This window comes from Methylocystis sp., from assembly GCF_051061285.1.
GTDB lineage: Bacteria > Pseudomonadota > Alphaproteobacteria > Rhizobiales > Beijerinckiaceae > Methylocystis.
Window position 1 is genome coordinate 51876 of sequence record NZ_JBPFEA010000010.1, and the last position, 25279, is coordinate 77154.

The 25279-nt window shown below is 64.5% G+C and carries 22 protein-coding genes; 19 read left to right on the plus strand and 3 right to left on the minus strand.

Going from position 1 to position 25279, the window contains the following annotated elements; genetic code table 11:
• Positions 1 to 6: 6 nt before the first annotated feature.
• Positions 7 to 1254: a CCA tRNA nucleotidyltransferase gene (locus ACR65T_RS02905; RefSeq protein WP_434495084.1), complete on the minus strand. Its 1248-nt coding sequence runs from the start codon at positions 1252 to 1254 to the stop codon at positions 7 to 9.
• The gene (locus ACR65T_RS02910) at positions 1251 to 1508 is read right to left on the minus strand and encodes a DUF6111 family protein (protein WP_434495085.1); all 258 of its coding nucleotides are present in this window, start codon (positions 1506 to 1508) and stop codon (positions 1251 to 1253) included. The genes ACR65T_RS02905 and ACR65T_RS02910 overlap by 4 nt, the downstream gene beginning before the upstream one ends.
• A gap of 328 nt (positions 1509 to 1836) precedes the next feature.
• Between ACR65T_RS02910 and ACR65T_RS02915 the strand changes: the two genes are divergently transcribed.
• The 6 genes from ACR65T_RS02915 (at position 1837) to ACR65T_RS02940 (ending at position 11017) form a co-directional block, all read left to right on the plus strand.
• Complete coding sequence (locus ACR65T_RS02915) at positions 1837 to 2841, plus strand: AAA family ATPase (RefSeq protein WP_124738253.1); 1005 nt, start codon at positions 1837 to 1839, stop codon at positions 2839 to 2841.
• A 43-nt stretch (positions 2842 to 2884) separates the two neighbouring features.
• Entirely contained in the window at positions 2885 to 3820 is a 936-nt protein-coding gene (locus ACR65T_RS02920; RefSeq protein WP_434495176.1) for a DUF58 domain-containing protein, read from the plus strand.
• Positions 3820 to 6585, plus strand: coding sequence for a DUF4159 domain-containing protein (locus ACR65T_RS02925; RefSeq protein WP_434495086.1), 2766 nt, complete (start codon positions 3820 to 3822; stop codon positions 6583 to 6585). The genes ACR65T_RS02920 and ACR65T_RS02925 overlap by 1 nt, the downstream gene beginning before the upstream one ends.
• A gap of 133 nt (positions 6586 to 6718) precedes the next feature.
• A complete protein-coding gene (locus ACR65T_RS02930; RefSeq protein ID WP_434495087.1) occupies positions 6719 to 8797 on the plus strand; it encodes a hypothetical protein in 2079 nt (692 codons plus the stop codon).
• A gap of 137 nt (positions 8798 to 8934) precedes the next feature.
• Entirely contained in the window at positions 8935 to 9780 is an 846-nt protein-coding gene (locus tag ACR65T_RS02935) for a TIR domain-containing protein (protein ID WP_434495088.1), read from the plus strand.
• 127 nt (positions 9781 to 9907) lie between these two features.
• On the plus strand, positions 9908 to 11017 hold the full coding sequence (locus ACR65T_RS02940; protein ID WP_434495089.1) for an anhydro-N-acetylmuramic acid kinase: 1110 nt from the start codon (positions 9908 to 9910) through the stop codon (positions 11015 to 11017).
• A 131-nt stretch (positions 11018 to 11148) separates the two neighbouring features.
• On the opposite strand, the gene ACR65T_RS02945 is transcribed toward ACR65T_RS02940, so the two are convergent.
• Complete coding sequence (locus ACR65T_RS02945) at positions 11149 to 11823, minus strand: alpha/beta hydrolase (RefSeq protein WP_175094564.1); 675 nt, start codon at positions 11821 to 11823, stop codon at positions 11149 to 11151.
• A 169-nt stretch (positions 11824 to 11992) separates the two neighbouring features.
• Between ACR65T_RS02945 and ACR65T_RS02950 the strand changes: the two genes are divergently transcribed.
• The 13 genes from ACR65T_RS02950 (at position 11993) to gyrA (ending at position 25274) form a co-directional block, all read left to right on the plus strand.
• Positions 11993 to 12535, plus strand: coding sequence for an RNA polymerase sigma factor (locus ACR65T_RS02950; RefSeq protein WP_434495090.1), 543 nt, complete (start codon positions 11993 to 11995; stop codon positions 12533 to 12535).
• Positions 12532 to 14565, plus strand: a complete 2034-nt coding sequence (locus tag ACR65T_RS02955) for a YfbK domain-containing protein (protein ID WP_434495091.1) — start codon at positions 12532 to 12534, stop codon at positions 14563 to 14565. Before ACR65T_RS02950 ends, ACR65T_RS02955 begins: the two co-directional genes overlap by 4 nt.
• A 96-nt stretch (positions 14566 to 14661) precedes the next feature.
• A complete protein-coding gene (locus ACR65T_RS02960) occupies positions 14662 to 15831 on the plus strand; it encodes a cysteine desulfurase family protein (RefSeq protein WP_434495092.1) in 1170 nt (389 codons plus the stop codon).
• 79 nt (positions 15832 to 15910) lie between these two features.
• Positions 15911 to 17380, plus strand: a complete 1470-nt coding sequence (sufB, locus tag ACR65T_RS02965) for a Fe-S cluster assembly protein SufB (protein WP_434495093.1) — start codon at positions 15911 to 15913, stop codon at positions 17378 to 17380.
• Entirely contained in the window at positions 17380 to 17637 is a 258-nt protein-coding gene (locus ACR65T_RS02970; RefSeq protein ID WP_424373711.1) for a ribbon-helix-helix domain-containing protein, read from the plus strand. The genes sufB and ACR65T_RS02970 overlap by 1 nt, the downstream gene beginning before the upstream one ends.
• Positions 17638 to 17643: 6 nt before the next feature.
• Positions 17644 to 17928: a type II toxin-antitoxin system RelE/ParE family toxin gene (locus ACR65T_RS02975; protein WP_434495094.1), complete on the plus strand. Its 285-nt coding sequence runs from the start codon at positions 17644 to 17646 to the stop codon at positions 17926 to 17928.
• Positions 17928 to 18680: a Fe-S cluster assembly ATPase SufC gene (gene sufC / locus ACR65T_RS02980; RefSeq protein WP_434495095.1), complete on the plus strand. Its 753-nt coding sequence runs from the start codon at positions 17928 to 17930 to the stop codon at positions 18678 to 18680. Before ACR65T_RS02975 ends, sufC begins: the two co-directional genes overlap by 1 nt.
• A gap of 3 nt (positions 18681 to 18683) precedes the next feature.
• The gene (sufD, locus tag ACR65T_RS02985) at positions 18684 to 19976 is read left to right on the plus strand and encodes a Fe-S cluster assembly protein SufD (RefSeq protein WP_434495096.1); all 1293 of its coding nucleotides are present in this window, start codon (positions 18684 to 18686) and stop codon (positions 19974 to 19976) included.
• The gene (locus tag ACR65T_RS02990) at positions 19973 to 21217 is read left to right on the plus strand and encodes a cysteine desulfurase (protein ID WP_434495097.1); all 1245 of its coding nucleotides are present in this window, start codon (positions 19973 to 19975) and stop codon (positions 21215 to 21217) included. The genes sufD and ACR65T_RS02990 overlap by 4 nt, the downstream gene beginning before the upstream one ends.
• A 16-nt stretch (positions 21218 to 21233) precedes the next feature.
• Complete coding sequence (locus tag ACR65T_RS02995) at positions 21234 to 21611, plus strand: SUF system Fe-S cluster assembly protein (protein WP_434495098.1); 378 nt, start codon at positions 21234 to 21236, stop codon at positions 21609 to 21611.
• Positions 21612 to 21651: 40 nt separating this feature from the next.
• Positions 21652 to 22035 (plus strand): HesB/IscA family protein, encoded by a 384-nt coding sequence (locus ACR65T_RS03000; protein ID WP_434495099.1) that lies wholly within the window; start codon positions 21652 to 21654, stop codon positions 22033 to 22035.
• A 16-nt stretch (positions 22036 to 22051) separates the two neighbouring features.
• Positions 22052 to 22429: a TfoX/Sxy family protein gene (locus ACR65T_RS03005; RefSeq protein WP_434495100.1), complete on the plus strand. Its 378-nt coding sequence runs from the start codon at positions 22052 to 22054 to the stop codon at positions 22427 to 22429.
• Positions 22430 to 22544: 115 nt separating this feature from the next.
• Positions 22545 to 25274, plus strand: coding sequence for a DNA gyrase subunit A (gene gyrA, locus ACR65T_RS03010; protein ID WP_434495101.1), 2730 nt, complete (start codon positions 22545 to 22547; stop codon positions 25272 to 25274).
• Positions 25275 to 25279 lie beyond the last annotated feature (5 nt).

The window sequence follows — 25279 nt, forward strand, 5'->3', positions numbered from 1 at the left end:
CGGGCGCTAGCGCGCCTCCCGGCCGCTGTTCGCCATGGCGTTTTCAAGAAGCTGCAGAACGACCGCGGGGTCGCGCGGAAACCCGGCGCGAATCCATTCGGCTTGCAACGTTCTAAGCGCGTCGCCCAATTGCTTGCCCGGCGCGACGCCGCGGGCGATGAGATCCGCGCCCTTGATGGGGAAGGCGGGCGCGGGCGTCTCGTCCAGATAGCGCGCCGCCTCCCGCCACTCCGGATTGTCCGCCGCGGCGGCGCTTTCCGCATGCGCGAGCGCCAGCGCGTCGGCCGCGGCGCGCGCGCCGCACAGGAACAGCATCTCGCGCAGATGCGACGCCGGCGGCGGCGCCTCGCGTCCATGCAAGGGCGCGAGCGTTCGCGCCGCCGCCGCGAGCCGCGCGAATTCGTCGTTGGAGAGCCGCAGCCGCTCGCGCAGCCGCTCGGCGTCTTCGGCGGTCAGCACCGAAAAGGCCGCCAGCCGCAGCACCGCGTCCGCCGGTTTGCCCAAAGCCGCTTCGCGTGCGGCTAGCCGCTGCAGTCGAGAGGGATAGCCGATGCCGAGAATGACTTCGATAACGCCGGCGTGCGACATGGCGCGCAGCACGTCCGGCGCCCGGCGCGCGAGCAGCAGCTTCATCAGTTCGGCGCGGATGCGCTCGCGCGACAGGCGCGAGAGATTTTCCCGCGCGACGATCGACTCATGCAGGCCCTCGCGATCGAATGGCCCCTCGCCATGAGAGGCGTTGAAGCGAAAGAAGCGCAGGATCCGCAGATAGTCCTCGCGAATCCGCGTCGCCGCGTCGCCGATAAAACGGATGCGCCGCGCCTCGATATCCGCGAGGCCGTCCGTGTAATCGTGAATCTCTCCATCGGACGAGAGCGACAGCGCGTTGATGGTGAAGTCGCGCCGCTTCGCGTCCTGCTCGAAATCGCCGCCAAAGCGCACCTTGGCGAAGCGGCCGTCGGTCTCGACGTCCTCACGCAGCGTCGTGACTTCAAAGGGCGTTCCCGCGACGACGATCGTCACCGTGCCATGTTCGATGCCGGTCGGCACGCCTTTCAGTCCGGCGTCGCGCGCGGCCGCAAGAACGGCGTCGGGCAAAGCGGTCGTGGCGAGGTCGATCTCGTGAGGCGGCAGACCGAGCATAGCGTCGCGCACGGCGCCGCCGACGACGCGCGTTTCCGCGCCCGTCTTCGCGAGAGCCGCGAACAGCGTCGCCAGCCGGGGATCGTCAAGCAGTCTCTGCGCAGCCTTCATTCAAAACGGCCCGGCTTTAATTTTCCATTTTCGATATGGGCCGGCACATAAGCGCCCTGGTTAAGCCCGGTCAGGCCGAGCGTCACGACCCCGACGATGGCGACGAGGAGGCCCGCGATCGTCAGCAGCGACACGATCTTGCCATGCCAGAGCTCGCGCACGAAGGGCCAGCGCCGCTGCAACGAATGGAAAAGCGCATAGGCGACGAAGGGCGTGAGGAAGAGCAGGGCGGTTTGAACGATTGCGCGCCACATGGGCGGAAACGCCTTTCGTGATGAGGATGTCCGATGAATATACATGGCGTCCGTCGAAGTGCGTTTAATGCGCGACGCATGAACAAACTGTCACGTCCAAATTGCGGCTTTGGCGGTAAAATGCCTCTCCACCGCGCCGGTTGCGCTTGAATTGCAATGGCGGAGAGACGAAGATTGCGCTTGGCCCTAACTCTCCGCCGCTTCGCCTTTGAAAGTTCATGCGGAGCCGAATGGCGCGGGGGCTTTGGATCGACTTGCGGCGAAACACGGCAGCGCCGCTACGATGCGCCCGACCCTCTTCATAGACAGGCTGCCTGAGCTCGCTGAAATGACCTCATTCGACACCAGGACGACCTCGCTCGAAACAGCCGTCGTTCAATCCGCCGAACGCGCCCTCGACCATATCGGTCGCGCCCGCGCCGCGATCGGCGCCGTCATTTTCGGCCAGGACGAGGTCGTCGAACAGGCGCTGGTGACGATCCTCGCGGGCGGCCACGGGCTCCTCGTCGGCGTGCCTGGCCTTGCCAAGACCAAGCTTGTCGAGACGCTTGGCCGCGTGCTCGGCTTGGCGGAGCAGCGCGTGCAGTTCACGCCGGACCTGCTGCCCGCCGATATTCTCGGCTCTGAAGTGCTTGAAGAGGGGGCTGACCGGTCGCGTTCATTCCGCTTCATCAGGGGGCCGGTCTTCACCCAGCTGCTAATGGCCGACGAGATCAATCGCGCCTCGCCGCGCACGCAGTCGGCGCTGCTGCAGGCGATGCAGGAGCATCATGTCAGCGTCGCCGGAAAGCGCCACGACCTGCCGCGGCCCTTCCATGTCCTCGCGACGCAAAACCCCCTGGAGCAGGAGGGCACCTATCCGCTGCCCGAGGCGCAGCTCGACCGCTTCCTGATGCAAATCGACGTGCATTATCCCGACCGCGCCAGCGAGCGGCGGGTCCTGCTGGAAACGACCGGCGAGACGATGGCCGAGGCGAGCCAGGCGCTCGACGCCGAAGAGCTGATGGCGACCCAGCGGCTCGTGCGCCGGCTTCCGATCGGCGAAAAGGTCGTCGACGCGATCCTCGATCTCGTTCGTTCAGCCCGTCCAGACGAGGGCGACGCGGAAATCGCGCCGCATGTCGCCTGGGGTCCGGGACCGCGCGCCGCGCAGGCGCTGATGCTGGCGACGCGCGCCCGCGCGCTCGTCACCGGCCGGCTCGCCCCCTCGATCGACGATGTGGCGAAACTCGCCGCGCCGGTGTTGCGCCACCGCATGGCGCTCAATTTCGCCGCGCGCCGCGAGATGACCGTTTCCGACGTGGTTCAGACGCTCGTGGCGCGGATCGGGTGACGAGCCTTCGCTCGGCTCTTCCCTCTGACGGAGAAAGATGACGATGTTTGCTGACGTCGCCACGCGCGCCTACGATCCTGCACAGCGCAAGCCCGCAGATGGCGCTACGGCGGCCGATCTCGCGAGCCGGATGCCAAGGCTGGTGGCGCGCGCGCATGAGATCGCGGCGAGCCTCGCCTATGGCGTTCATGGCCGCAAGCGCGCGGGCGTCGGCGAGACGTTTTGGCAATACCGGCCATTTGCATCGGGCGAATCGGCGCATCGCATCGACTGGCGCCGCTCCGCCCGCGGCGATCAGCTCTATGTGCGCGAGCGTGAATGGGAGGCCGCGCACGACTATTTCCTCTGGATGGATTGTTCTCCCTCCATGGCCTTTGGCTCGTCTCTCGCCTCCGACGATAAGCTGTCCCGTGGCGTGACGCTGGGGCTCGCGCTCGCCGACGTGCTCGTTCGCGGCGGCGAGCGGGCGGCGGCGCTGGGCTTGACCGCGCCGATCTCGGCGCGCGACGTGATCGACCGGCTGGCGCGCGCTCTGGCTGACAATGCAACGGAGGCGACGCGCGACGATCTTCCGCCGCAGGCGCCGATCCGCCCCCGCGCCCGCGTCATTCTGATCTCCGATTTCCTCATCGATCCGGACGCGCTGGCCACACGCCTGCGGCGTTTCGCCGACGGCGGCGCCTCCGGCGCGGTGCTGATGGTGACGGATCCGAGCGAAGAAACCTTGCCGTTCTCCGGCGAAACCACTTTTCTCGACACCGACGGCGGCCCCGCCTTCTACGCAGGCGACCCACGCAGTCTGCGCGCGGCCTATGCGCGGCGGTTCGAAGCGCATCGCGACGCCGTGCGCCGCGCGACGCAACGCGTCGGCTTCATCTTCCTGCAGCATCGCACCGACAGGCCGGCCGCCGAAGCGGCGCTGGCGCTCGCCATGGGATTGCTCGGAGCGGATGGAGCAAGCTTCGAGGAGCGGCGCTGATGTTTTCCTTCGCCGCGCCGCTCGCGCTGTTTGGTCTCATCAGCCTGCCAATGATCTATTGGCTGTTGCGGGTCACGCCGCCGCGTCCGCGCGAGATCGTGTTTCCGCCCACCAAGATCCTGCGCGAGCTCAAGCCTGATGAAGAGACGCCGGCAAAAACCCCTTGGTGGCTGATGGCGCTAAGGCTAGCGCTCGCCGCCGCGTTGATTTTCGCGATGGCGGGACCGGTCTGGGCGCCAAGCGGCGTCGTCGCGTCCTCCGCGCCGACGCTCGTCATCCTCGACGACGGCTGGACGGCGGCGCCGACATGGGAGCGACGCGCTGCCGGCGCGGCGTCGATCATCGAGGCGGTCGCACGCGCCGGCGGTCCGGTCGCAGTCGCGCTCGCATCCGAGACTGCGGCGCCGGTTCCAGGCGACGGGCCGCGCGCGATGGAAAAATTGCGTTCGGCGCGGCCCAAGCCGTTTCTGCCGGATCGCAAGATGATCGGCGAACAGGCTGCCGCCTTCGCCCACGCCCATAGAGCGGCGCGCATCGTGTGGATCAGCGACGGCGTCGCGCAGGGCGACGCGGCAGGCTTCGTGCGCGCGCTGAAAGAGTCGGGCGCAGCCGGAGTCGAGGTTTACGTCGAGGACCATGCGCCGCGTGCGCTCGCCGCGCCGACAAATGATGCGGCCGCGCTGAGCGTCGATGTGCTGCGCATCGGCGACGACGCGTCGGCGGTCGTCGACGCGCTCGACGCGAAAGGTCGGACGGTCGGCCGAGCCACGGTGGATTTTGGCGGCGCGCCGCGCGTTCGGGCGAAAATCGAACTGCCGGTCGAACTTCGCAACGACGTTAGTCATCTGCGCATCGAAGGGGAAAATTCCGCCGGCGCCGTCGCGCTTCTCGATGCGCGCTCGAAAGTGAAGCGCGTTGCGCTCATCGGCGGCGCCGCCGATGAGGCGCAGCCGTTACTCTCGCCGCTCTACTATCTCGAAAAAGCGCTTGCGCCCTTCGCCCAAATCCGCACGGCGCGTCCCGGCGTTGTGGATCCCGTGCAGGCGCTGCTCGCCGAACAGCCAAATATCATGGGGCTCGCCGATGTCGGGCTCGCGCCCGGCGAGACGTTCGAGGCGTTGTCGCGCTTCGTCGAAGAAGGCGGGACGCTCGTTCGTTTCGCAGGGCCGCGTCTTGCCAACGCCGACGATGGTCTGCTGCCCGTGCGCCTGCGCCGGAACGGCCGCGTGCTCGGGGGGGCCATGTCCTGGGAGGAGCCAAAGGCGCTCGCCGAGTTTGACGCCACGAGCCCCTTCTTCGGCCTACCGGCTTCAAAGGACGTCACGGTACAGAGGCAGGTGCTCGCCGAGCCTGATCCGGGACTTGCGGACAAGACCTGGGCCCGCCTGTCCGACGGCACGCCGCTCGTGACGGCGGAACGGCGCGGCAAGGGGCTGATCGTGCTGTTTCACGTCAACGCCGACGCCAATTGGTCGAATCTGCCGATCTCGGGGCTTTTCGTTGAGATGCTGAAACGGATCAGCGCCATGGCTGGAGAGTCGGCGCCTTCGAGCAGCGAACGGTCCGGTACGGTCGCCGATCCGTCGGCTTTCGCGCCGATGCGCCTTCTCGACGGGTTTGGCGCGCTCGGCGCGCCCGGCCTTTTCGCGCAAAGCATTCCGCCCGGCTTTGACGGGCCTGCAAGCGCCGAACATCCGCCCGGGCTGTATGGCTCGGGGGAGGCTTTCGTCGCGGTGCAGACCTTGCGCCCGACTGACGAGATCAGCGCTTTCGATTTCGCCGGCGCCGGACTGAGCGCAAGCATGCTGCGGGCCGGCGGCCAGCTCGATTTGCGCGGGCCGCTGCTCGTCTTCGCGCTCGCCGCCTTTATCGCCGACGCGCTGATCGCGCTGGCGCTCGCCGGGAAGCTGCGGCTGCGGCCCCTCGGCGCCGCGACCGCGGCGCTGTGCGGCCTACTGTGCCTGACGGCGATGACCAGCGAAACGCGCGCCGAGTCCGCGCCGAAATCCGCCGCTACCCAGCGCGACAAGGACGCCGCGCTGACGGCGCGGCTCGCCTATGTGATCTCGGGCGACGCCCACGTCGACGAAATATCGCGGCTGGGCCTCGAGGCGCTCACCCAGGCGCTGAACATGCGCACATCTTTCTCGCCGGGAGATCCGGTCGGCGTCGATCCGGCGAAGGATGAACTCGCCTTTTATCCCTTGCTCTACTGGCCGATCGTCGCGAGCGCGCCGCAGCCGCCCGCGAAGACGGTGGCGAAAGTCACCGCCTATATGAAGCAGGGCGGCACAATCATCTTCGACACGCGCGACGCTCTGTCTCAACACGTCGGCGGCGCGCCGACTCCAGAGGCGCAATGGCTGCGCGATCTGACGAAAGGCTTGGACATTCCGCCGCTGGAAGTGACGCCGCGCGATCACGTCATCACCAAGACCTTCTACTTGCTCGACGGATTCGTCGGCCGCTACGCCAATGGCGAGACCTGGGTCGAGGCGCTGCCGCCGGAGCCGAAAGATCAGGCCGCGCGTCCGGTGCGCGCGACGGACAGCGTCTCCGCGATCGTCATCACCTCGAACGACCTCGCGAGCGCCTGGGCGCATGACAAACGCGGCCAGCCGCTGTTTCCATTGACCCCGGGCGGCGCGCGCCAGCGCGAATTCGCGCTCCGCGGCGGCATCAATCTGGTGATGTATACGCTGACCGGGAACTATAAGTCCGATCAGGTGCATGTGCGCGACTTGCTGGAAAGGCTGGGCCAGTGAGCGGCGTCGTGATTTCGCAACCGAATTCAGCCGCGTCATGGCCGGGCTTGGCCCGGCCATCCACGTGGAGGCGGCACGGCGTGGATGCCCGCGACAAGCGCGGGCATGACGGCGCTGCACGGGGCGGGCGCGCATGAGCGACCTCACGCTCGCCTTTTCGCCGCTTGTTCCCTGGTCGGCGCTGATCGTTCTCGGCGTGCTTGGCGCCGGCGCGCTGGCGCTGATGGCGGCCAAGCGCCAGCGTGGCGCGCCGCTCCGGGCGTTCGCTTTCGCCTTGCTGATTGCCGCGCTCGCCGACCCGTCGCTCGTGCGCGAAAAACGCGATCCGCAAAAGAGCGTCGTCGCGGTGGTTGTCGACAAGAGCGACAGCCAGAACTTCGGCGCGAGAAATGCGCAAACGGAGGAGGCGCGCAACGCGCTCGACTCGGCGCTTGCAAAATTCGGCGACGTCGAGACGCGCACGATCACAGTCGCCAACGACGCTTCGGGCAATGACGGCACCAAGCTGTTCGGCGCGCTCGCCGAAATATTGAAGGACGTTCCCTCGGAGCGCGTCGGCGGGGCTATTCTTCTGACCGACGGCGTCGTTCACGATATTCCCGCCAAGGCCGAAGCGCTCGGCTTCAAGGCGCCCGTTCAAGCGCTCGTGACCGGGCATAAGGGCGAGCGCGACCGCCGCATCGAGCTTGTCGAAGCGCCGCGCTTTGGAATCGTCGGCAAGGATCAGATCATCCGCGCGCGCGTCGTCGATCTTGGCGGCGATGGCGCCCGCATAGCGATTTCAGTGCGTCGCGACGGCGAAGCGCTGCCGACGTTCAGCCCTGTGCCGGGCGACATCGTCAGCATTCCGGTGCGCATCGAACATGGCGGACAAAACGTCGTCGAACTCGAAATTCCGTCCGCGCCCGGCGAGCTGACGCCGCTCGACAATAAGGCCGTGCTGTCGATCGAAGGCGTGCGCGACCGGCTCAAGGTGTTGCTTGTGTCGGGCGAGCCGCATCCGGGCGAGCGAAACTGGCGCAATCTCTTGCGCGCCGACGCCAATGTCGAACTGGTGCATTTCACCATATTGCGGCCGCCGGAGAAGCTCGACATCACGCCGGCGAGCGAATTGTCGCTGATCGCCTTTCCGACCGCCGATCTCTTCGGGAAGAAAATCAACGAATTCGATCTCATCATCTTCGATCGCTATTCGAGCCAGACGACGCTGCCCTCGATCTATTTCGAGAACATCGCCAATTACGTCGAGAATGGCGGCGCCTTTCTCGCGGCTGTCGGCCCGGATTACGCGACGCTGCGCGGCCTCTATTATTCGCCGCTCGAAAATATCCTGCCGGCCCGGCCTGACGGCGCGCTCATTGAACAGGCGTTTCGCGCCCGCGTCAGCAAGGACGGCGAGAAGCATCCGGTGACGCGCGGCCTCGCCGGCGCCAAATCCGAGCCGCCGAATTGGGGCGAATGGTTCAGGCAGGTCGACGCCAATGTGGTGAAGGGCGACTCGATCATGTCCGGCGTGCGCGACAAGCCGCTGCTGGTGCTCTCGCACGAAGGCAAGGGCAGGGTGGCGCTGCTGCTCTCTGACCAGATTTGGCTCTGGGCGCGGGGCTTCGAAGGCGGCGGTCCGCATGTCGATCTGACGCGCCGCCTGGCGCATTGGCTGATGAAGGAGCCCGATCTCGAAGAGGAAGCGCTGCGCGCTTCCGCGCATGGCCGCGAGGTCAGCGTCGAGCGCCAGACAATGAAGGAGCGACCGGCGCCGGTGATGGCGACGGCCCCTTCCGGCGCGCGCGACGAAATCGCCGTCGCGCAAGGCGAGCCGGGACTGTGGCGCGCGCGTTTCGACGCCAAGGAAATGGGCCTGTGGCGCTTCGAGAGCGAAGGCCTCACCGCGCTGGTGAACGTCGGCCCGCCCAATCCGCGCGAGTTTCGCGAAGTGGCCTCGACGACGGAGAAGCTGCAACCGCTGATGGAGGCGACCGGCGGAACGGCGCGGCGCCTATCGAACGGCGGAGCCGACACCGTTTCGATGCCGCGCGTCGTCGAATTGCGCGACGCCAACCGCTATGGCGGCTCTGACTGGATCGGCATCAGACAGACCGGCGCCTCGACGCTCGTCGGCGTCGAAATCGCGCCGCTTGGTTTGGGTCTATGGGCGATGCTGGCGCTGGTCGGCGTTGTGGTGGCGGCGTGGGGCTGGGAAGGCCGGCGGTAGGCGTGCGTAATTTGTTGAACGGGCAAGCATAAAGAAATAGGGATAATACCCCATTCACATTTGTTGAGGTGCATTTTGGATAGCTGTCGATGGTTAGTCGTCCATCTCAATCTCGCTCTACGCAATTGCCCGCGGTAATGAACGCTGACTCAATCCGACAAGGGATTGATCGGTTAGAACGTCGGCGCCATGAAGTTGAGAAATTCAATCCATCCCAAGTTAGTGAACAATACAACATCCCGGAAATTGACGCGCTAGGTGTCGCGATCGATGAAGCTCTTACGCGCACCTTTGGATCCGATACCGCTGATTATAGACGTTATTCTGGTGCTTCAAATTTTGATAACGGTCCCCATAATTACGCCTTCCCAGTACCAATAACGTCAGTTCAGCAATCGCTAGCCCGATCCAAAGCACGCTCCATTGCCTTGCTAACGCAAGCGATTACGGCTCTTAAGGAACGTCTCGAGGAATTGCCCGAAAACCATGCGTCCAAATCGACTTTCGTGAACCCTCTTCCCTTCGAGCGCAAAGTTTTCATCGTGCATGGCCGTGATGAAGGTCCGCGCGAAGCGGTTGCTCGCTTTCTGGAAAGCATTGGCATAGAGCCGATCATTCTTCATGAGCAGGCCAATCGCGGTCGCACAGTCATCGAAAAGGTTGTTGCACATGGCGAATTACCTTTCGCTGTAGTGCTCTTGACGCCCGACGATTTTGGCGGAGCCAACGGAGAGCAATCTAGCCCACGACCACGCCAGAACGTTTTGCTAGAACTTGGATACTTTATCGGTCGGTTAGGGCGGGAAAACGTCTGCGCTCTTAAGAAAGGCGATATGGAACTGCCATCGGATTTCGGTGGTGTTGTCTATGAGAAGTTCGATAGTGGGGGCGGTTGGAAGCAGACCCTTGCCCGGGAACTTCAAGCCGTCGGATATGAGATTGATTGGAACGCCGTGATGCGTCCTACAAACGAGCGTTCCTAATTGCACTTGAGCGTAGCGGATTGAAAGTATTCCACCCGCTCGCCTTCGGCGAGCGACCTCCCCGCAAGGGGAGGTAGGGCGTTGGTGAAATCCTGATACTCTCCTGCTTCCCAACGAGAGATTCGCCTTGCCCACCTACCGCTCAATCGGTCTCATGTCCGGCACGTCCATGGACGGCGTCGACGTCGCGCTGATCGAAACCGATGGCGACGCCACTGTCGTTTTCGGGCCGACGGGGCACTACCCCTATAGCGACGCCGACCGCGCGCTGCTGCGCAATGCGCTCGCCGAAGCCGCGACGCTGCAAGATCGAGACGCGCGGCCCGGCGTTCTCGCTTTCGCCGAGCGGATGGTGACCGACCGCCACGCCGAGGCGGTCGAGGCGCTGTTGCGGGACAATGAGATCGACCCGGCGAGCGTCAATATCGTCGGCTTTCATGGCCAGACGGTGCTGCACCGTCCCAAGCAAAGACTCACGATCCAGATTGGCGACGGGCCGGCGCTCGCATCGCGCCTCGGCATCGACGTCGCTTATGATTTTCGCGCCGCCGACATCGCCGCCGGCGGCGAGGGCGCGCCGATCGTGCCGGTGTTCCATCGCGCGCTTGTCCTCGCCGGCGGCATGAAGGGCGAGGTGGCGCTGCTCAATATCGGCGGCGTCGCCAACGTCACTTATGTCGCGGACGGCGAAGAGCCGATCGCCTGCGACACGGGCCCCGGCAATGCGCTCATCGACGATCTGATGCTTCAGCGCACCGGCGCGCCGATCGACCGGCACGGCCATATGGCGGCGCGCGGCCGCGTCAATGAAGCGACGCTGCTCAAGATGCTGGCGCATCCGTTCTTCGATCAGCCGCCGCCGAAATCGCTCGACCGCAACGCCTTCGCGCTCGATGCGGTCGCCAAGCTCTCGACCGAGGACGCCGCCGCGACGCTGACCGCCTTTACGGCGTCTTCGGTGCTGCGGCTTTTTCCGCATCTGCCGACTCAGCCGCAACTGCTGATCGTCTGCGGCGGCGGCGCGCGCAATCCGATCCTTGTGCGCGAACTCGTCATGCGCCTGCCGTGCAAGGTGACGACGGCCAATGCGGTCGGATGGTCGGCGGATTCGATGGAGGCGCAGGCCTTCGCCTATCTTGCCGCGCGCCTGCTGGAAGGGCTGCCGATCACCTTTCCGACGACGACCGGCGCGCCCGAAGCCATGTGCGGCGGCGTGCTGGCGCGAGCGACCGCCTAAAGGTCATAGGCTGCGTGTCATTCTCGGCAGGCCGGAGGCCTGACCGGGACTCCACGGCAAATCCAGTAATGCTTGCTTTGCTCTGGGATTCCCGATCGCGCGTTGCGCGCGTCGGGAATGACAATGCGGCCTCAATCCCCCCGCGCGGGGATGGCGATCCTCGGCGGATTGCCAAGACGCCTGTCGAGATAGGCGTCGACATGCGCGATCAGCGGCTCGATCCTGTTTTCGAAGAAATGGTTCGCGCCCTCGACCACGGCATGTTCGATGAGAATGCCCTTTTGCGTCTTGAGCTTCTCGATCAGCCCGGTCACTTCCTTGAGCGGCGCGACGCGGTCCTGGTCGCCGTGAATGAAGAGGCCCGAAGAGGGGCAGGGCGCGAGGAAGGAGAAGTCGAAACGGTTTGCCGGCGGCGCGATCGAGATGAACCCCTCGATCTCAGGACGGCGCATCAGCAGCTGCATGCCGATCCAGGAGCCGAAAGAGACGCCCGCGATCCAGCAGGCGCGCGCTTCCGGATTGACCGCCTGCGCCCAGTCGAGCGCGGCCGCCGCGTCGGAAAGCTCGCCCGAGCCATGGTCGAAGGATCCCTGCGAACGGCCGACGCCGCGGAAATTGAAGCGCAGCACGGAAAAACCACGCTCCGCGAAGGCGTAGTAAAGGTGATAAACGATCTGATTGTTCATCGTGCCGCCGAACTGCGGATGCGGATGCAGAATGATCGCGATCGGCGCGCCGCGCGTGGCGGACTGATGGAACCGGCCCTCGAGCCTGCCGGCCGGACCGGTAAAAATAACCTCGGGCATTCGGATTCCCTTGCGAAACGGGCAGGCGCGCCTTCTACCACGCGGGCTACTGTAAAATGCAAGGAAATTCGGCAGCTCCCGGGCCACGGCGAAATTTCGCCGCTCCGACCCAAGGAATTGGCGCTTACGGCCGTCAATAGTCTCGACGGGATCAAATAGAGGGGACGACTTGGCGGGCGAAGACACCGACGGCGAACTGGCGCGACGGGCGGCCGCCGGCGAGGCCGCCGCCTTCGCCGTGCTGGCCGAGCGCCATTACGACCGCGTCTATGCGCTCGCCTGGCGCTGGTGCGGCGCGCGCGCAGAGGCGCAGGACGTCGCTCAGGACGCAATGGTGAAGATGGCGACGGCGATGGGCGCCTTTCGCAATGACTGCGCCTTTACGACCTGGGCCTATCGCATCGCTTATACGACCGCGGTCGACCACATCCGGGCGCGGCGCAAAATTGTGGCGCTCGAACCGGCGCGAATGTCGGCGCTCGTGGACGGCGCCGACGGCGACACCCCAGAGGATGAGATGATGGGGCAGGACCTTTGGCGCGTGGTGCGCGCCCTGCCGGATCAGCAACGCGACGCCGTGCTGCTCGTTTATGCGCAGGACCTGTCGCATGGCGAGGCGGCGGCGCTGATGGGTTGTTCGGAGAAGACCGTGTCGTGGCATCTGCATGAGGCGCGCAAGCGTTTGAAGAACCAGTTGGAGCCCGCGCGATGATCGAACCGGATCTCACGCGCCTTAAAGAGCCCGTCCCGCCGCCCGATGGCGAGGCGAAGCGCATAGCGCTCGCGGTGGCGATGGCCGCTTTTGAAAAAAGCGCGGCCGAGGCCCAAGGATCGGCCGCGCCGCAACGTCTCAGTTACGCATCCTCTCCATTGGAAGGGAAAAGAAAGATGCGTCAGACGTTGCATTTCAATCGCGCGCTCGCGGCCTCGATCGCCGCGCTGATAATCGGCGCGCCCGCCGCCTTCATGCTCTCGCGCAACTATCCGCCGGGCGGCGGGAGCATATCCAATCCGGTCGGCCCCATCTCGCCGCCGGCCGAGGTCGCCGTAGCGCCGCGCATGGAGGCGCCGGAAGCGGTCCCGCCAGCTCCCGCGCCCTCGGCGCCCACGGCGCGCGAAGAGAGAGCGAAGACGGCGGGCGCGCTTGGCGGCCGAGCGGATGGCGTCGCCGCGCCGCCTCCGCGCCTCGCCGGTTCGATCCGAAAGGATGCCGAGCAGCGACTGTCGCGATCTTTTCAGCCCGCGAGACCCGTCGCCGCGATGAGCGCGGAAAGCGCTCGGTCGTCGCCGCCGATCGACACGAATGTCGCGCCGGAAAGCGAGTTTCGCGACAGGTTCGAGTCAAAAGACATCAACCCCGTCAAGTCAGCGGCGACCGAGCCCGTCTCGACCTTCTCGATTGACGTCGATGCCGCCTCCTACGCCTTCGCGCGCCGCGCGCTCAACGCCGGCCGCCTGCCGCCGAAAGATTCGGTGCGGGTCGAGGAGTTCGTCAATTACTTTCCCTACGACTATCCGAAGCCCGAAAGCGCGCAGGCGCCGTTCAAGCCGACGCTCACGGTGACGCCCAGCCCGTGGAGCGCCGGCAATCGACTCGTGCATGTGGCGATACAGGGCTATGCGCTGCAAAGCGCCGAGCGCCCGCGCGCCAATCTGGTTTTTCTCATCGACGTTTCAGGTTCGATGTCGCCGCAGGATCGGCTGCCGCTCGTCAAGAACGCGCTGCGGATGCTTGTCGACGAGTTGAAGCCTGAAGACACGGTCGCGGTCGTCACCTACGCTTCGGGCTCCGGCGTCGCGCTGGAGCCGACGAAAATTGCCGACAAGGCCAAAATTCTGGCGGCGATCGACGCGCTCGGCGCGGGCGGCTCGACCGCCGGCGCGCAAGGCATTCAGGACGCCTACCGCCTGGCCGAAAGCAATTTTGACAAATCGGCGGTCAATCGCGTGATCCTCGCCACCGACGGCGATTTCAATGTCGGCGTCACCGATCAGAGCGAATTGAAAGGGCTGATCGAAAGAAAGCGCGAGAAGGGCGTTTTCCTGTCGATACTCGGCGTCGGCCAGGGCAATTACAACGACGCGCTGATGCAGGCGATGGCGCAGAACGGCAATGGCGCGGCGGTCTATGTCGACACTCTAAATGAAGCGCGCAAAGCGCTCGTCGAGGAATCCTCTTCGACGCTCTTTCCTATCGCCAAGGACGTCAAAATCCAGGTGGAGTGGAATCCGGCCCGCGTCTCCGAATATCGCCTGATCGGTTATGAAACCCGCGCGCTGCGCCGCGAGGATTTCAACAACGACAAGGTGGACGCAGGCGATGTCGGCTCCGGTCACCGCGTCACCGCGATTTACGAGATCACGCCGGTAGGATCAGAGAAGAAGCTGGTCGACGATTTGCGCTACGGCAAGAAGACGCCGGCGGCGCAGGCGCGTGCGGAAAACGAACTCGGCTTCCTCAAGCTGCGCTACAAGCTGCCGAAGGAGGAGGCCTCACGGCTCATCACGCAGCCGATCGCCGACCAGCAAAGCGTGGAAAGCCTGGCGCAGGCGCCGCAGGACGTGCGCTTCTCCATCGCCGTCGCGGCCTTCGCTCAGCTGCTGAAAGGCGCGCCCTATCTCGGCGATTACGGCTATGACGATGTGATCGCGCTGGCGCAGAGCGCCAAGGGCGACGATCCATTCGGCTACCGCGCGGAATTCGTCAATCTGGCGCGGCTGGCCAAGTCGGCGCGGCCGTAAGCGGCGCGCAACGCTTTCGCGAGGAGCGACGCAGGCACAAGAACGCGCCTGCGTCGCCGCGCTCTGCTAGAATGGCGGCGACCGAAACCGAGGCCCATGTCCGCACGCATGTCCGCACGCGTCTATCTCGACCACAATGCGACATCGCCGCTGCGCCCGCAGGCGCGCGCGGCGATGCTCGACGCGCTGGAGACGCTCGGCAATCCTTCTTCCGTCCATGCCGAGGGCAGGGCGGCCAAGGCGCTGCTCGAAGACGCGCGCGCCGCGATCGCGCAAGCGATTGGCGCGGAGCGCCGGGGCGTCGTCTTTTTGAGCGGCGCGACAGAGGCGGCAAGCCTCGCGCTTACGCCGGCGCTTCGCCGAGACGGCGACGAAGCGCGCGTCGAGGTCTTGCTGATCGGCGCCGGCGAACACCATTGCGTCCTGCAAGGCCATCGCTTTCCGCCCGACGCAGTTGAAAGCCTTCCGCTGACCTGCGAAGGCGTCATCTCCCTCGCCGCTCTGGAAGAGGCGCTGGCGCGGCGCTCCGGCGGCCGCGCGATGCTCGCGCTGCAGGCCGTCAACAATGAAACCGGCGTCATCCAGCCGGTCGCCGAGGCGGCGGCGTTGATCCACGCGGCGAACGGCGTTCTTGTCTGCGACGCCGTGCAATCCGTCGGCCGGCTGAAGACGACATTCGCGACGACCGGCGCGGATGTAATGTTCTTTTCCTCACATAAGCTGGGCGGCCCCATGGGCGTCGGCGCGCTCGCCTTTCGTGACGAGGGCCTGCATCTGGAGGCGCCGGTGCTGCGCGGCGGCGGCCAGGAATTCGGACGCCGCGCGGGCACCGAGAATGTTCCCGGAATCGCCGGCTTCGCGGCGGCGCTGACGGCGGCGACCGCAGATTTGGCGGGAGAGGCGTCTCGACTCGCCGATTTGCGCGACGCGCTGGAGCGGCGCGTCTTGAAAGTCGCGCCCGACGCCCGATTCTACGGATCAAGGGCGCCGCGCGCGCCAAACGCCAGCGCTTTCTCAATCCCTGGCCTCGCCCCGCGCATAATGCTGATGGCGCTTGACCTTGAGAATGTCGCGCTTTCAGCAGGCTCAGCCTGTTCATCAGGCAAAATGACGGAATCACACGTGCTTGCGGCGATGGGCGCGGCTGAAAGGGAGGCGCTGAGGGCCAGTTTCGGTTGGTCTTCGACGCAAGAGGATGTAGAAGAGTTTGGAAAGGTTCTTGCACGTGTCGTGGATCGCATCAGGTCCCGGCATTCCGCCGCCTAGTCGACGCCAAAAGGTGCTAGGCTGAGGCGGAACGATCGGCCGGCGGGCCTTGAACCCGTCGTGACGAGGAGAAAGACAGATGGCGGCTCGTCAGGAGACCGTTGCGCGCGTCGAGTCCATCGACGTCGACGCCTATAAGTACGGGTTTTCGACCGATATCGAATCGGAAAAGGCCCCCAAGGGCCTGAATGAAGACATCGTTCGTTTTATCTCGGCCAAAAAGAACGAGCCGCAGTGGCTCACCGACTGGCGCCTCGAGGCCTACCGGCGCTGGCTGACGATGCCTGAGCCGCGCTGGGCGCGCGTACACTATCCGCGCATCGATTTTCAGGATCTCTATTATTACTCGGCCCCGAAATCCACGCCGGGCCCGAAGTCGCTCGACGAGGTCGATCCCGAGCTGCTGCGCACATATGAGAAGCTTGGCATTCCGCTGCGCGAGCAAGAGATTCTCGCCGGCGTCGAGACCCGCCGCGTCGCCGTCGACGCGGTTTTCGACAGCGTGTCGGTCGCGACGACCTTCAAGGCGGAACTGGCCAAAGCCGGCGTGATCTTCTGCCCGATTTCCGAGGCGGTGCACACGCACCCGGAGCTGGTGCGGAAATATCTCGGCTCGGTCGTGCCGGCGACCGACAATTTCTACGCGACGCTGAACAGCGCGGTCTTCTCCGACGGCTCCTTCGTCTATGTCCCGAAGGGCGTGCGCTGCCCCATGGAGCTTTCGACCTACTTCCGCATCAATGAGCAGAATACGGGACAGTTCGAGCGCACGCTGATCATCGCCGACGAAGGCTCCTATGTGAGCTACCTCGAAGGCTGCACGGCGCCCAAGCGCGACGAAAACCAGCTTCATGCGGCGGTCGTGGAGCTCGTCGCGCTCGACGACGCCGAAATCAAATATTCGACCGTGCAGAACTGGTATCCCGGCGACAGCGAGGGCAGGGGCGGAATTTACAATTTCGTCACCAAGCGCGGCGATTGCCGCGGCCGCAATTCGCATATCTCCTGGACGCAGGTCGAGACGGGCTCGGCGATCACCTGGAAATATCCCTCCTGCATCCTGCGCGGCGACGGCTCGCAAGGCGAGTTCTACTCGATCGCGGTGTCAAACGGCTATCAGCAGGTCGACAGCGGCACCAAGATGCTGCATCTCGGCAAGAACACCAAGAGCCGCATCATCTCAAAGGGCATCTCGGCCGGACGTTCGCAGAACACCTATCGGGGCCAGGTTTCCGCGCATCGCAAGGCCGATGGCGCGCGCAATTTCACGCAGTGCGACAGCCTGCTGATCGGACATAACTGCGGCGCGCATACGGTTCCCTACATCGAGTCCAAGAACCCGAGCGCGCAGTTCGAGCATGAAGCGACCACGTCGAAGATTTCCGAGGACCAGCTGTTCTACGCCATGCAGCGCGGGCTTTCGGCGGAAGAGGCGACGGCGCTGATCGTCAACGGCTTCGTGCGCGACGTGCTGCAGCAACTGCCGATGGAGTTCGCGGTCGAGGCGCAGAAGCTGATCTCGATTTCGCTCGAAGGAAGCGTGGGGTGATGCGTACGTTACACATTTCTCTTCCAGAGGAATTGGAGTCCGAGCTTGCTGCTGCGGTCGATTCCGGCGAGTTCGAGTCCGAGAATGACGCCATTCGCGCCGCAGTCGCACAATGGCGCACGGAGCGACTTGTAGAGCGGATGAGCGTGGATGAATTGCGAAGACTATGGCGCGAAGGAGTCGAAAGCGGCTCCGGGCGTTTCGGCGCGATCGATGAAATCAAAGCCGAGGCGCGCCGTCGTCATTCACAGAGCTAATTCTCTATGCGCGTGGTTCGAACGGCGCGCGCTGAAGAGGATCTAATCGAGATCTGGTCTTATATCGCAAAAGAGAATGAGACCGCTGCGGATCGGACGTTGGATGCGCCGGAAAGGAAAACGAGATTGTTGGGCTTACATCCGCAAATCGGACGAGAGCGACCGGACATTGGGAAAGGCGTGAGAAGCGCGATAAGCGGCGCCTATCTCATCCTGTACCAGTTGCTCGAGGACCGTGTGGAAGTGGTTCGCTACGTGCATATGAGGCGACGGCTCGAGGGACTGAATTGATGCTCGAAATCAAGGATCTGCACGTCTCCGTCGGCGAGCGGGAAATCCTCAAGGGCCTGACGCTCAGCGTCAAGGCCGGAGAAGTCGCGGCGATCATGGGGCCGAATGGGACGGGCAAATCGACTCTCTCCTACGTCATCGCCGGCCGCGAAGGCTATGAGGCGACGACGGGCGACGTGCGGCTCAATGGTGAGAACATTCTCGACCTCGACCCGGCGGAACGCGCCGCCAAGGGCGTCTTTCTCGCCTTTCAATATCCCGTCGAAATTCCCGGCGTCGCGACGATGACCTTTTTGAAGGCGGCGCTCAACGCGCAGCGGCGCGCCCGCGGCGCGCCGGAATTGCAGACGCCGGAATTCATGAAGCGCGTCAAGGAGGCCGCGGCGTCGCTCGGCATCGCGCCGGACATGCTGCGCCGGCCGCTCAACGCCGGTTTTTCGGGCGGCGAGAAGAAACGGATGGAAATCTTGCAGATGGCGCTTCTGCAGCCGCGTCTTGCTATCCTTGATGAAACGGACTCGGGGCTCGACATCGACGCGCTGCGCGTCGTCGCGGACGGCGTCAACGCCCTGCGCGCGCCCGAGCGCGCCTTCATCGTCATTACCCATTATCAGCGCCTGCTCGAATATATCAGGCCAGATTCAGTGCATGTGATGGCGCAGGGACGCATCATGCGGTCGGGCGGTCCGGAACTTGCTCTGGAACTCGAAGAGCGCGGCTATCAGGATTACATCGCGCAAGAGGCGGCATAGGCGATGATCAAGCTGGCGAGCGAAGCGGAAGCGACGCTTTCCTCCTTTTACGAAGAGATGCGCGACAAGGGCGCGCCGCGCCTGCGCGCGGCCGGCTGGGCGTCATTCTCCGAGTCTGGCGTGCCGAACCGGCGCGTGGAGTCATGGCATTACACCGACCTGAAAACGGCGATGGGCCGGCCGGCGCCGCTCGCCACCGCCTCCCGCGCCGCATTGTCGCTGCCGCGCGCGCATGATTCTCTACGGCTCGTCACGCTCGATGGCGTTTTCCGGCCCGATCTCTCGGATATCGCGCGGCTTCCCGATGGCGTCGTCGTCCAATCGCTGCGTGATGCGCTGGGGCAGGGAGAGCTGCATGTCATGTCAGCGCTCGCCAGCGCCGATATTGGCGCGCAGGACCCAATCCTCGCGCTCAATGCGGCGCTGATGCAGGACGGCGTCGTCATTCAGATCGCGCCGAGCGCCGCGATCGACCGCGCGATCGAACTCGCGACATTGGCGTCCGCGGAAGCCGCGCAGTCGACCTATACGCGGGCGCTCGTCATGCTTGGCGCGGGCGCTCGAGCGACAGTGATCGAAACTCTTGGAGCGCTTTCGTCGGCGCCGGCGCAGGACAATAGCGCCCTCGTGCTTCGTTTGGCGCCGGGCGCGCGCCTCGACCTCGTCACCCATCTCTCGGGCGGCGTCGATCAGTCGATCCGCGTCGCGTCGCTGCTCGCGCATCTCGATGCGGGCGCCATGATCAATTCCTTCGCGCTGATCGAGGGCGAAGGGTTGAATCGAAGGCAGATCTTCGCGCGCCTCGACGGCGAGAAAGCGAGAGCGGTCTTTAACGGCGCGACATTGGGACGCGGCCGCTTGCACGCCGACACAACCCTCATCATCGATCACGCAAAGCCATGCGGCGAAAGCCGGGAAGTTTTTCGTAATATCCTCGATGACCAGAGCGTCGGCGTGTTTCAGGGCAAGGTCATCGTCCGCCCGGGCGCGCAGAAGACGGACGGCGTCATGCAGTCGAAGGCGCTTCTGCTCTCCGAGCAGGCGGCGATGAACAACAAGCCGGAGCTCGAAATCTTCGCCGACGACGTGCAATGCGGCCATGGCGCGACCTGCGGCAGGCTCGACAAGGATCAGTTGTTCTATCTCACCGCGCGCGGACTGCCGCGCCGCGAGGCCGAAGCCTTGCTCATCGAGGGTTTCGCCAATGAGGCGATGGACGCAATCGAGGATGAGCAGTTGAAGGCGTTTCTCAGCGATCGCGTCAGCGTGTGGCTTTCTAGAAGGATCAGCCGATGAACGAGATTACGCGCATTCAGACGGCTTATGACATCGAAGCGGTTCGGGCGGATTTCCCGATTCTTTCCGAACGTCCCTATGGGAAGCCGCTTGCCTATCTCGACAACGCCGCCTCCGCACAAAAGCCGCGCGCCGTGATCGATCGGCTGACGCAGTTCTACGAGCATGAATACGCCAATGTGCATCGCGGACTGCATTATCTCGCCAATGCCGCAACCGAAGGCTATGAGGGCGCGCGCGAGACGCTGCGCCGCTTCCTCAACGCCGAATCGACGGACGAGATCATTTTCACCCGCGGCGCGACCGAAGCCTTGAATCTGGTCGCGGCCTCGTTCGGCCAGGCGCATATCGGCGAAGGCGACGAGATTATTCTCTCGATGATGGAGCACCACTCCAACATCGTTCCCTGGCATTTTCTGCGCGAGCGCAAAGGCGCCGTGTTGAAATGGCTGGAGGTCGATAACGACGGCCGCTTCGACCTCGAAGCGTTCGAGAAGCTGTTCACCAAGCGCACCAAGATCGTAGCGCTCACGCATATGTCGAATGTGCTCGGCGCGCCGACCCCGATCGCCGAGGTCGCGCGCATTGCTCACGCACATGGCGTGCCGCTGGTCGTCGACGGCTCGCAGGGCGCTGTGCATCTCGATGTCGATGTGCGTGCGCTCGACGTCGACTTTTATGTGGTGACCGGCCACAAACTTTATGCCCCGACCGGCATCGGCGCGCTTTACGGCAAACGTAAATGGCTGGAGGCGTTGCCGCCGTTCTGTGGCGGCGGCGAGATGATCGAAACGGTGACGCTTGAGGGCGTCACCTATAACGCCCCGCCGCACCGTTTCGAAGCGGGCACGCCGCCCATCGCTCAGGCGGTGGGGCTCGGCGCGGCGCTCGACTATATGGAGCGTATCGGTCGCGACGCGATCCGCGAGTATGAAGCAGGGCTGACCGCTTATGCGCACCAGAGACTGTCGCAGATCGAGGGGCTGAGAATTTATGGGCGGGCGCCGGATAAGGGGCCGATCCTTTCCTTCGACATGGCGGCGGCGCATGCGCACGACATCGCTACGGTGATCGATCGTTCCGGCATAGCGGTGCGCGCCGGGACGCATTGCGCCATGCCGCTGCTTTCGCGTTTGGGCGTCACCTCCACCTGTCGCGCATCCTTCGCGCTCTACAACACGCGCGAGGAGATCGACCGGCTGGCGGAAGCGCTCGAAAAGGCCCGCTCTCTTTTCGCCTGAGGAGAATTTCGTGTTCATGAACGATGCTCCCAATACGAGCGAAGCCCAACGCTCCGCGACGCCGGACCAGACGTCTCAGGCCATTGAAAATGAACGGCTGACGAACGACATCGTTAAGGCGCTCAAGACCGTCTATGATCCTGAAATTCCCGCCGACATTTATGAGCTTGGCCTCATTTACCGGGTCGACATCGCCGAGGAAGGCTTCGTGGAGATCGACATGACGCTGACGGCGCCGGGCTGCCCCGTCGCCGGCGAAATGCCGGTGTGGGTCAAGAATGCGGTGAGCGCTGTGCCTGGCGTCAGCGAGGTGAAGGTGAACATGGTGTTCGATCCGCCTTGGGATCAAAGCCGCATGTCGGACGAAGCGCGCGTCGCGCTCGACATGTGGTGAGCGGGACACGCTCCAGAGGAATGGTTTTGCGATGACTTCCATGCAGAAGATGAGCGTGATGAACGTCAGCCCCGCTGCGGCGGAGCGGGTCCGCAGCCTGCTTGCGACCGGCGCGGACGGGAAGGGGCTGCGCGTCTCGGTGGAGAAGGGCGGCTGCGCCGGCATGTCCTACAAGATGGAGATCGCCGAACCGAAGCGGGGCGACGAAGTCATCGACATCGAGGGCGGTCGCGTGATCGTCGACGCCGCGGCGGTGCTCTACCTGCTCGGCACGACGATGGACGTGAAAACGACGCAGTTCGCCTCGACCTTCGTGTTCGAAAACCCCAATCAGACCTCGGCCTGCGGTTGCGGAGAGAGCGTCGAGCTGAAGCCGGCCGACCCGGAAAAGGTCGGCGCCGCGTCGCAGATGGGGAGTTCCTGATCTCGTCGAGGCCGCCGTGGACCGCGCGCGTATCGAGGAGCTTTTCGCGCCCTTTGCCGCCGTGTCCGTCAAGCGCATGTTCGGCGGCCACGGCGTTTACGTCGATGGCTTCTTCTTCGCCATCGAAGCCGGCGGCGAAATCTACCTGAAGGCCGATCGGCACAGCGCCGCGCGGTTTCAAGAGGCGGGCTCCCGGCCTTTCGTCTACCAAGGCAAGGATCGACCGATCACGATCTCCTATTGGAGTCTCCCGGACCAAGCGTTCGAGGACGCCGACGAGCTGGTTCGGTGGGCCAAGTCAGCGGTTGAAGCCGCGCGCCGGGCAGGCCCGAAAAGGCAGATTCCGGCCGCGGGGAGGCGCAAGGCGTCCAATTCCACTGAAAAAGACTGCTAACAAGACAATAAGCATTTGAAATTCATTGATCTTCATAAGGCGCTCGTGCTGGCGTCGCCCGCTCGAATCGCCTATAGACATGTGAACTCGACGCTATCCTTGAACTGGCGCTCACTTGGCCGACGACGACTCCAAGAAAAACGATTCCGACAAGCCCGGCTCCGACATAAGGCCGGTTTCGATCGCCGACGAGATGAAGCGCAGCTATCTCGATTACGCGATGAGCGTGATCGTGTCGCGTGCGCTGCCGGACGTGCGTGACGGCCTGAAGCCCGTGCATCGGCGCATTCTGTTCTCCATGCACGAGAACGGCCACACGCCAGATAAATCATATGTGAAGTCGGCGCGCATCGTCGGCGACGTGATGGGCAAATACCATCCGCACGGCGACGCGGCGATCTACGACGCGCTTGTGCGTATGGCGCAGCCCTTTTCGATGCGGCTGCCGCTCATCGACGGGCAGGGCAATTTCGGATCGGTCGACAACGATCCGCCGGCGGCGATGCGCTACACCGAGTCCCGGCTCGCAAAGCCAGCGCTCGCGCTGCTCGAAGATCTTGACGAAGGCACCGTCGACTTCCAGGCCAATTACGACGGCAAGGAGCACGAGCCGACGGTTCTGCCGGCGCGTTTCCCCAATCTGCTGGTCAACGGCGCCGGCGGCATCGCCGTCGGCATGGCGACGAACATTCCGCCGCATAATCTCGGCGAGGTTATCGACGCCTGCATCGCCATGATCGATCGGCCCGACATCACCATCGCCGAGCTGATGGACATCGTGCCGGGACCGGACTTTCCGACCGCGGCGAGCATCCTCGGGCGTGGCGGCATTCGTAACGCCTTCGCGACCGGCCGCGGTTCGATCATCATGCGCGCCAAGTCAGAGATCGAGACCCTGCGCAAGGATCGCGAGGCGATCATCTTTACCGAAATTCCCTATCAGGTGAACAAGGCGACGCTGATCGAGCGCATCGCCGATCTGGTGCGGGAAAAGAAGATCGAAGGCGTCGCCGATCTGCGCGATGAATCCGATCGCGACGGCATGCGCATCGTCGTCGAACTGAAGCGCGACGCTGTCGCCGACGTCGTTCTCAACCAGCTTTGGCGTCATACGACGCTGCAGACAAGCTTTCCCGTCAATATGATCGCGTTGAACGGCGGCCGCCCGGAGCTGATGACGCTCCATGACGTGCTGCGCGCCTTCGTCGATTTCCGCGAGACGGTCGTCACCCGCCGCACCAAATTCCGCCTCAACAAGGCGCGCGACAGCGCCCATCTGCAGGTCGGCCTCGCCATTGCCGTTGCGAATATCGACGAGGTCATTCGTCTCATCCGCACGTCGCCCGACGCCACCGCGGCGCGCGAAGCGCTGATGGCGCGTGACTGGCCGGCCAAGGACATGGCGCCGCTCGTCGAGCTGATCGCCGACCCGCGGCACAGACTCAGCGATGATGGCGCCATCCGGCTTTCGGAGGCGCAGGCGCGCGCCATTCTGGATTTGCGTCTGCAACGGCTTACGGCGCTCGGACGCGAAGAAATCTCCGAAGCTTTGAACAAGCTCGCCGTCGAGATCGCCGATTACCTCGACATTCTGCGCTCGCGCGAACGCCTGTTCGGCATCGTCAAGGACGAACTGCTGGCGGTGAAGGACGCCCACGCCACGCCGCGCCGTACGCAGATCGTCGAAGCCGACGGCGAGGTCGAGGATGAGGACCTGATCGCCCGCGAAGACATGGTCGTCACCGTCTCGCACGCCGGCTATATCAAGCGCGTTCCGCTCTCGACCTATCGCGCGCAAAGGCGCGGCGGCAAAGGCCGTTCCGGCATGCAGACGAAGGAGGAGGATTTCGTCCACCGTCTGTTTGTCGCCAATACGCATACGCCGGTGCTGTTCTTTTCCTCGCTCGGCAAGGCCTATAAGGAAAAGGTCTGGAGATTGCCGCTCTCGGCGCCGCAGGCGCGCGGCAAGGCGCTCGTCAATCTGCTGCCGCTCGAACAAAACGAGCGCATCACCTCGATCATGCCGTTGCCTGAAGACGAAGCGAGCTGGGCGACGCTCGACGTTATCTTCGCGACGACAAGCGGCACCGTAAGGCGCAACAAACTTTCAGATTTCGTCGACGTGCGCCGCAATGGCCTTATCGCCATGAAGCTCGACGACGGCGAAGCCATCGTCGACGTCGCGACCGCGACGGAGCGCGACGACGTGCTGCTGACCACGCGCGATGGCCAATGCATCCGCTTCGCCGTGCCGGAGGTCCGCGTCTTCCAGGGCCGCACCTCGATGGGCGTGCGCGGCGTCGCGCTGGGGCGTGACGATCGGGTGATCTCGCTGTCGATCCTCAATCATTTCGACGCCGCTGGCGAGGAACGGGCCGCCTATCTGAAACGCGCCAACGCGCTGCGCCGGCGCATGGGCGAAGATGTGTCGCCCGAAGCGGGGACCGAGGCCGAGGAGGCGGCGATCGCCGTGGAGCTGTCGGATACGCGCTTCTACGAGATGCAGGCGGCCGAGCAGATCATTCTGACCGTGTCCGAGAACGGTTACGGAAAGCGTACGAGCTCTTACGAATATCGTACGACAGGTCGTGGCGGCAAAGGCATCGTCGCGATGGCGGTGAACGCCAGAAACGGCAAGCTCGTCGCCTCCTTCCCTGTCGGCCATGGCGACGAAATCATGCTGGTGACGGACGGCGGCCAGCTGATCCGCTGCTCCGTCGACGGCATCCGCATCGCCGGGCGCGGCGCTCAGGGCGTCATTGTCTTCGACACGGCCGAAGACGAGCGCGTCGTTTCCGTCGAGCATATCGGCGATGTCGGCGAAGGCGAGGATCCCGAAGCCTAATTTGG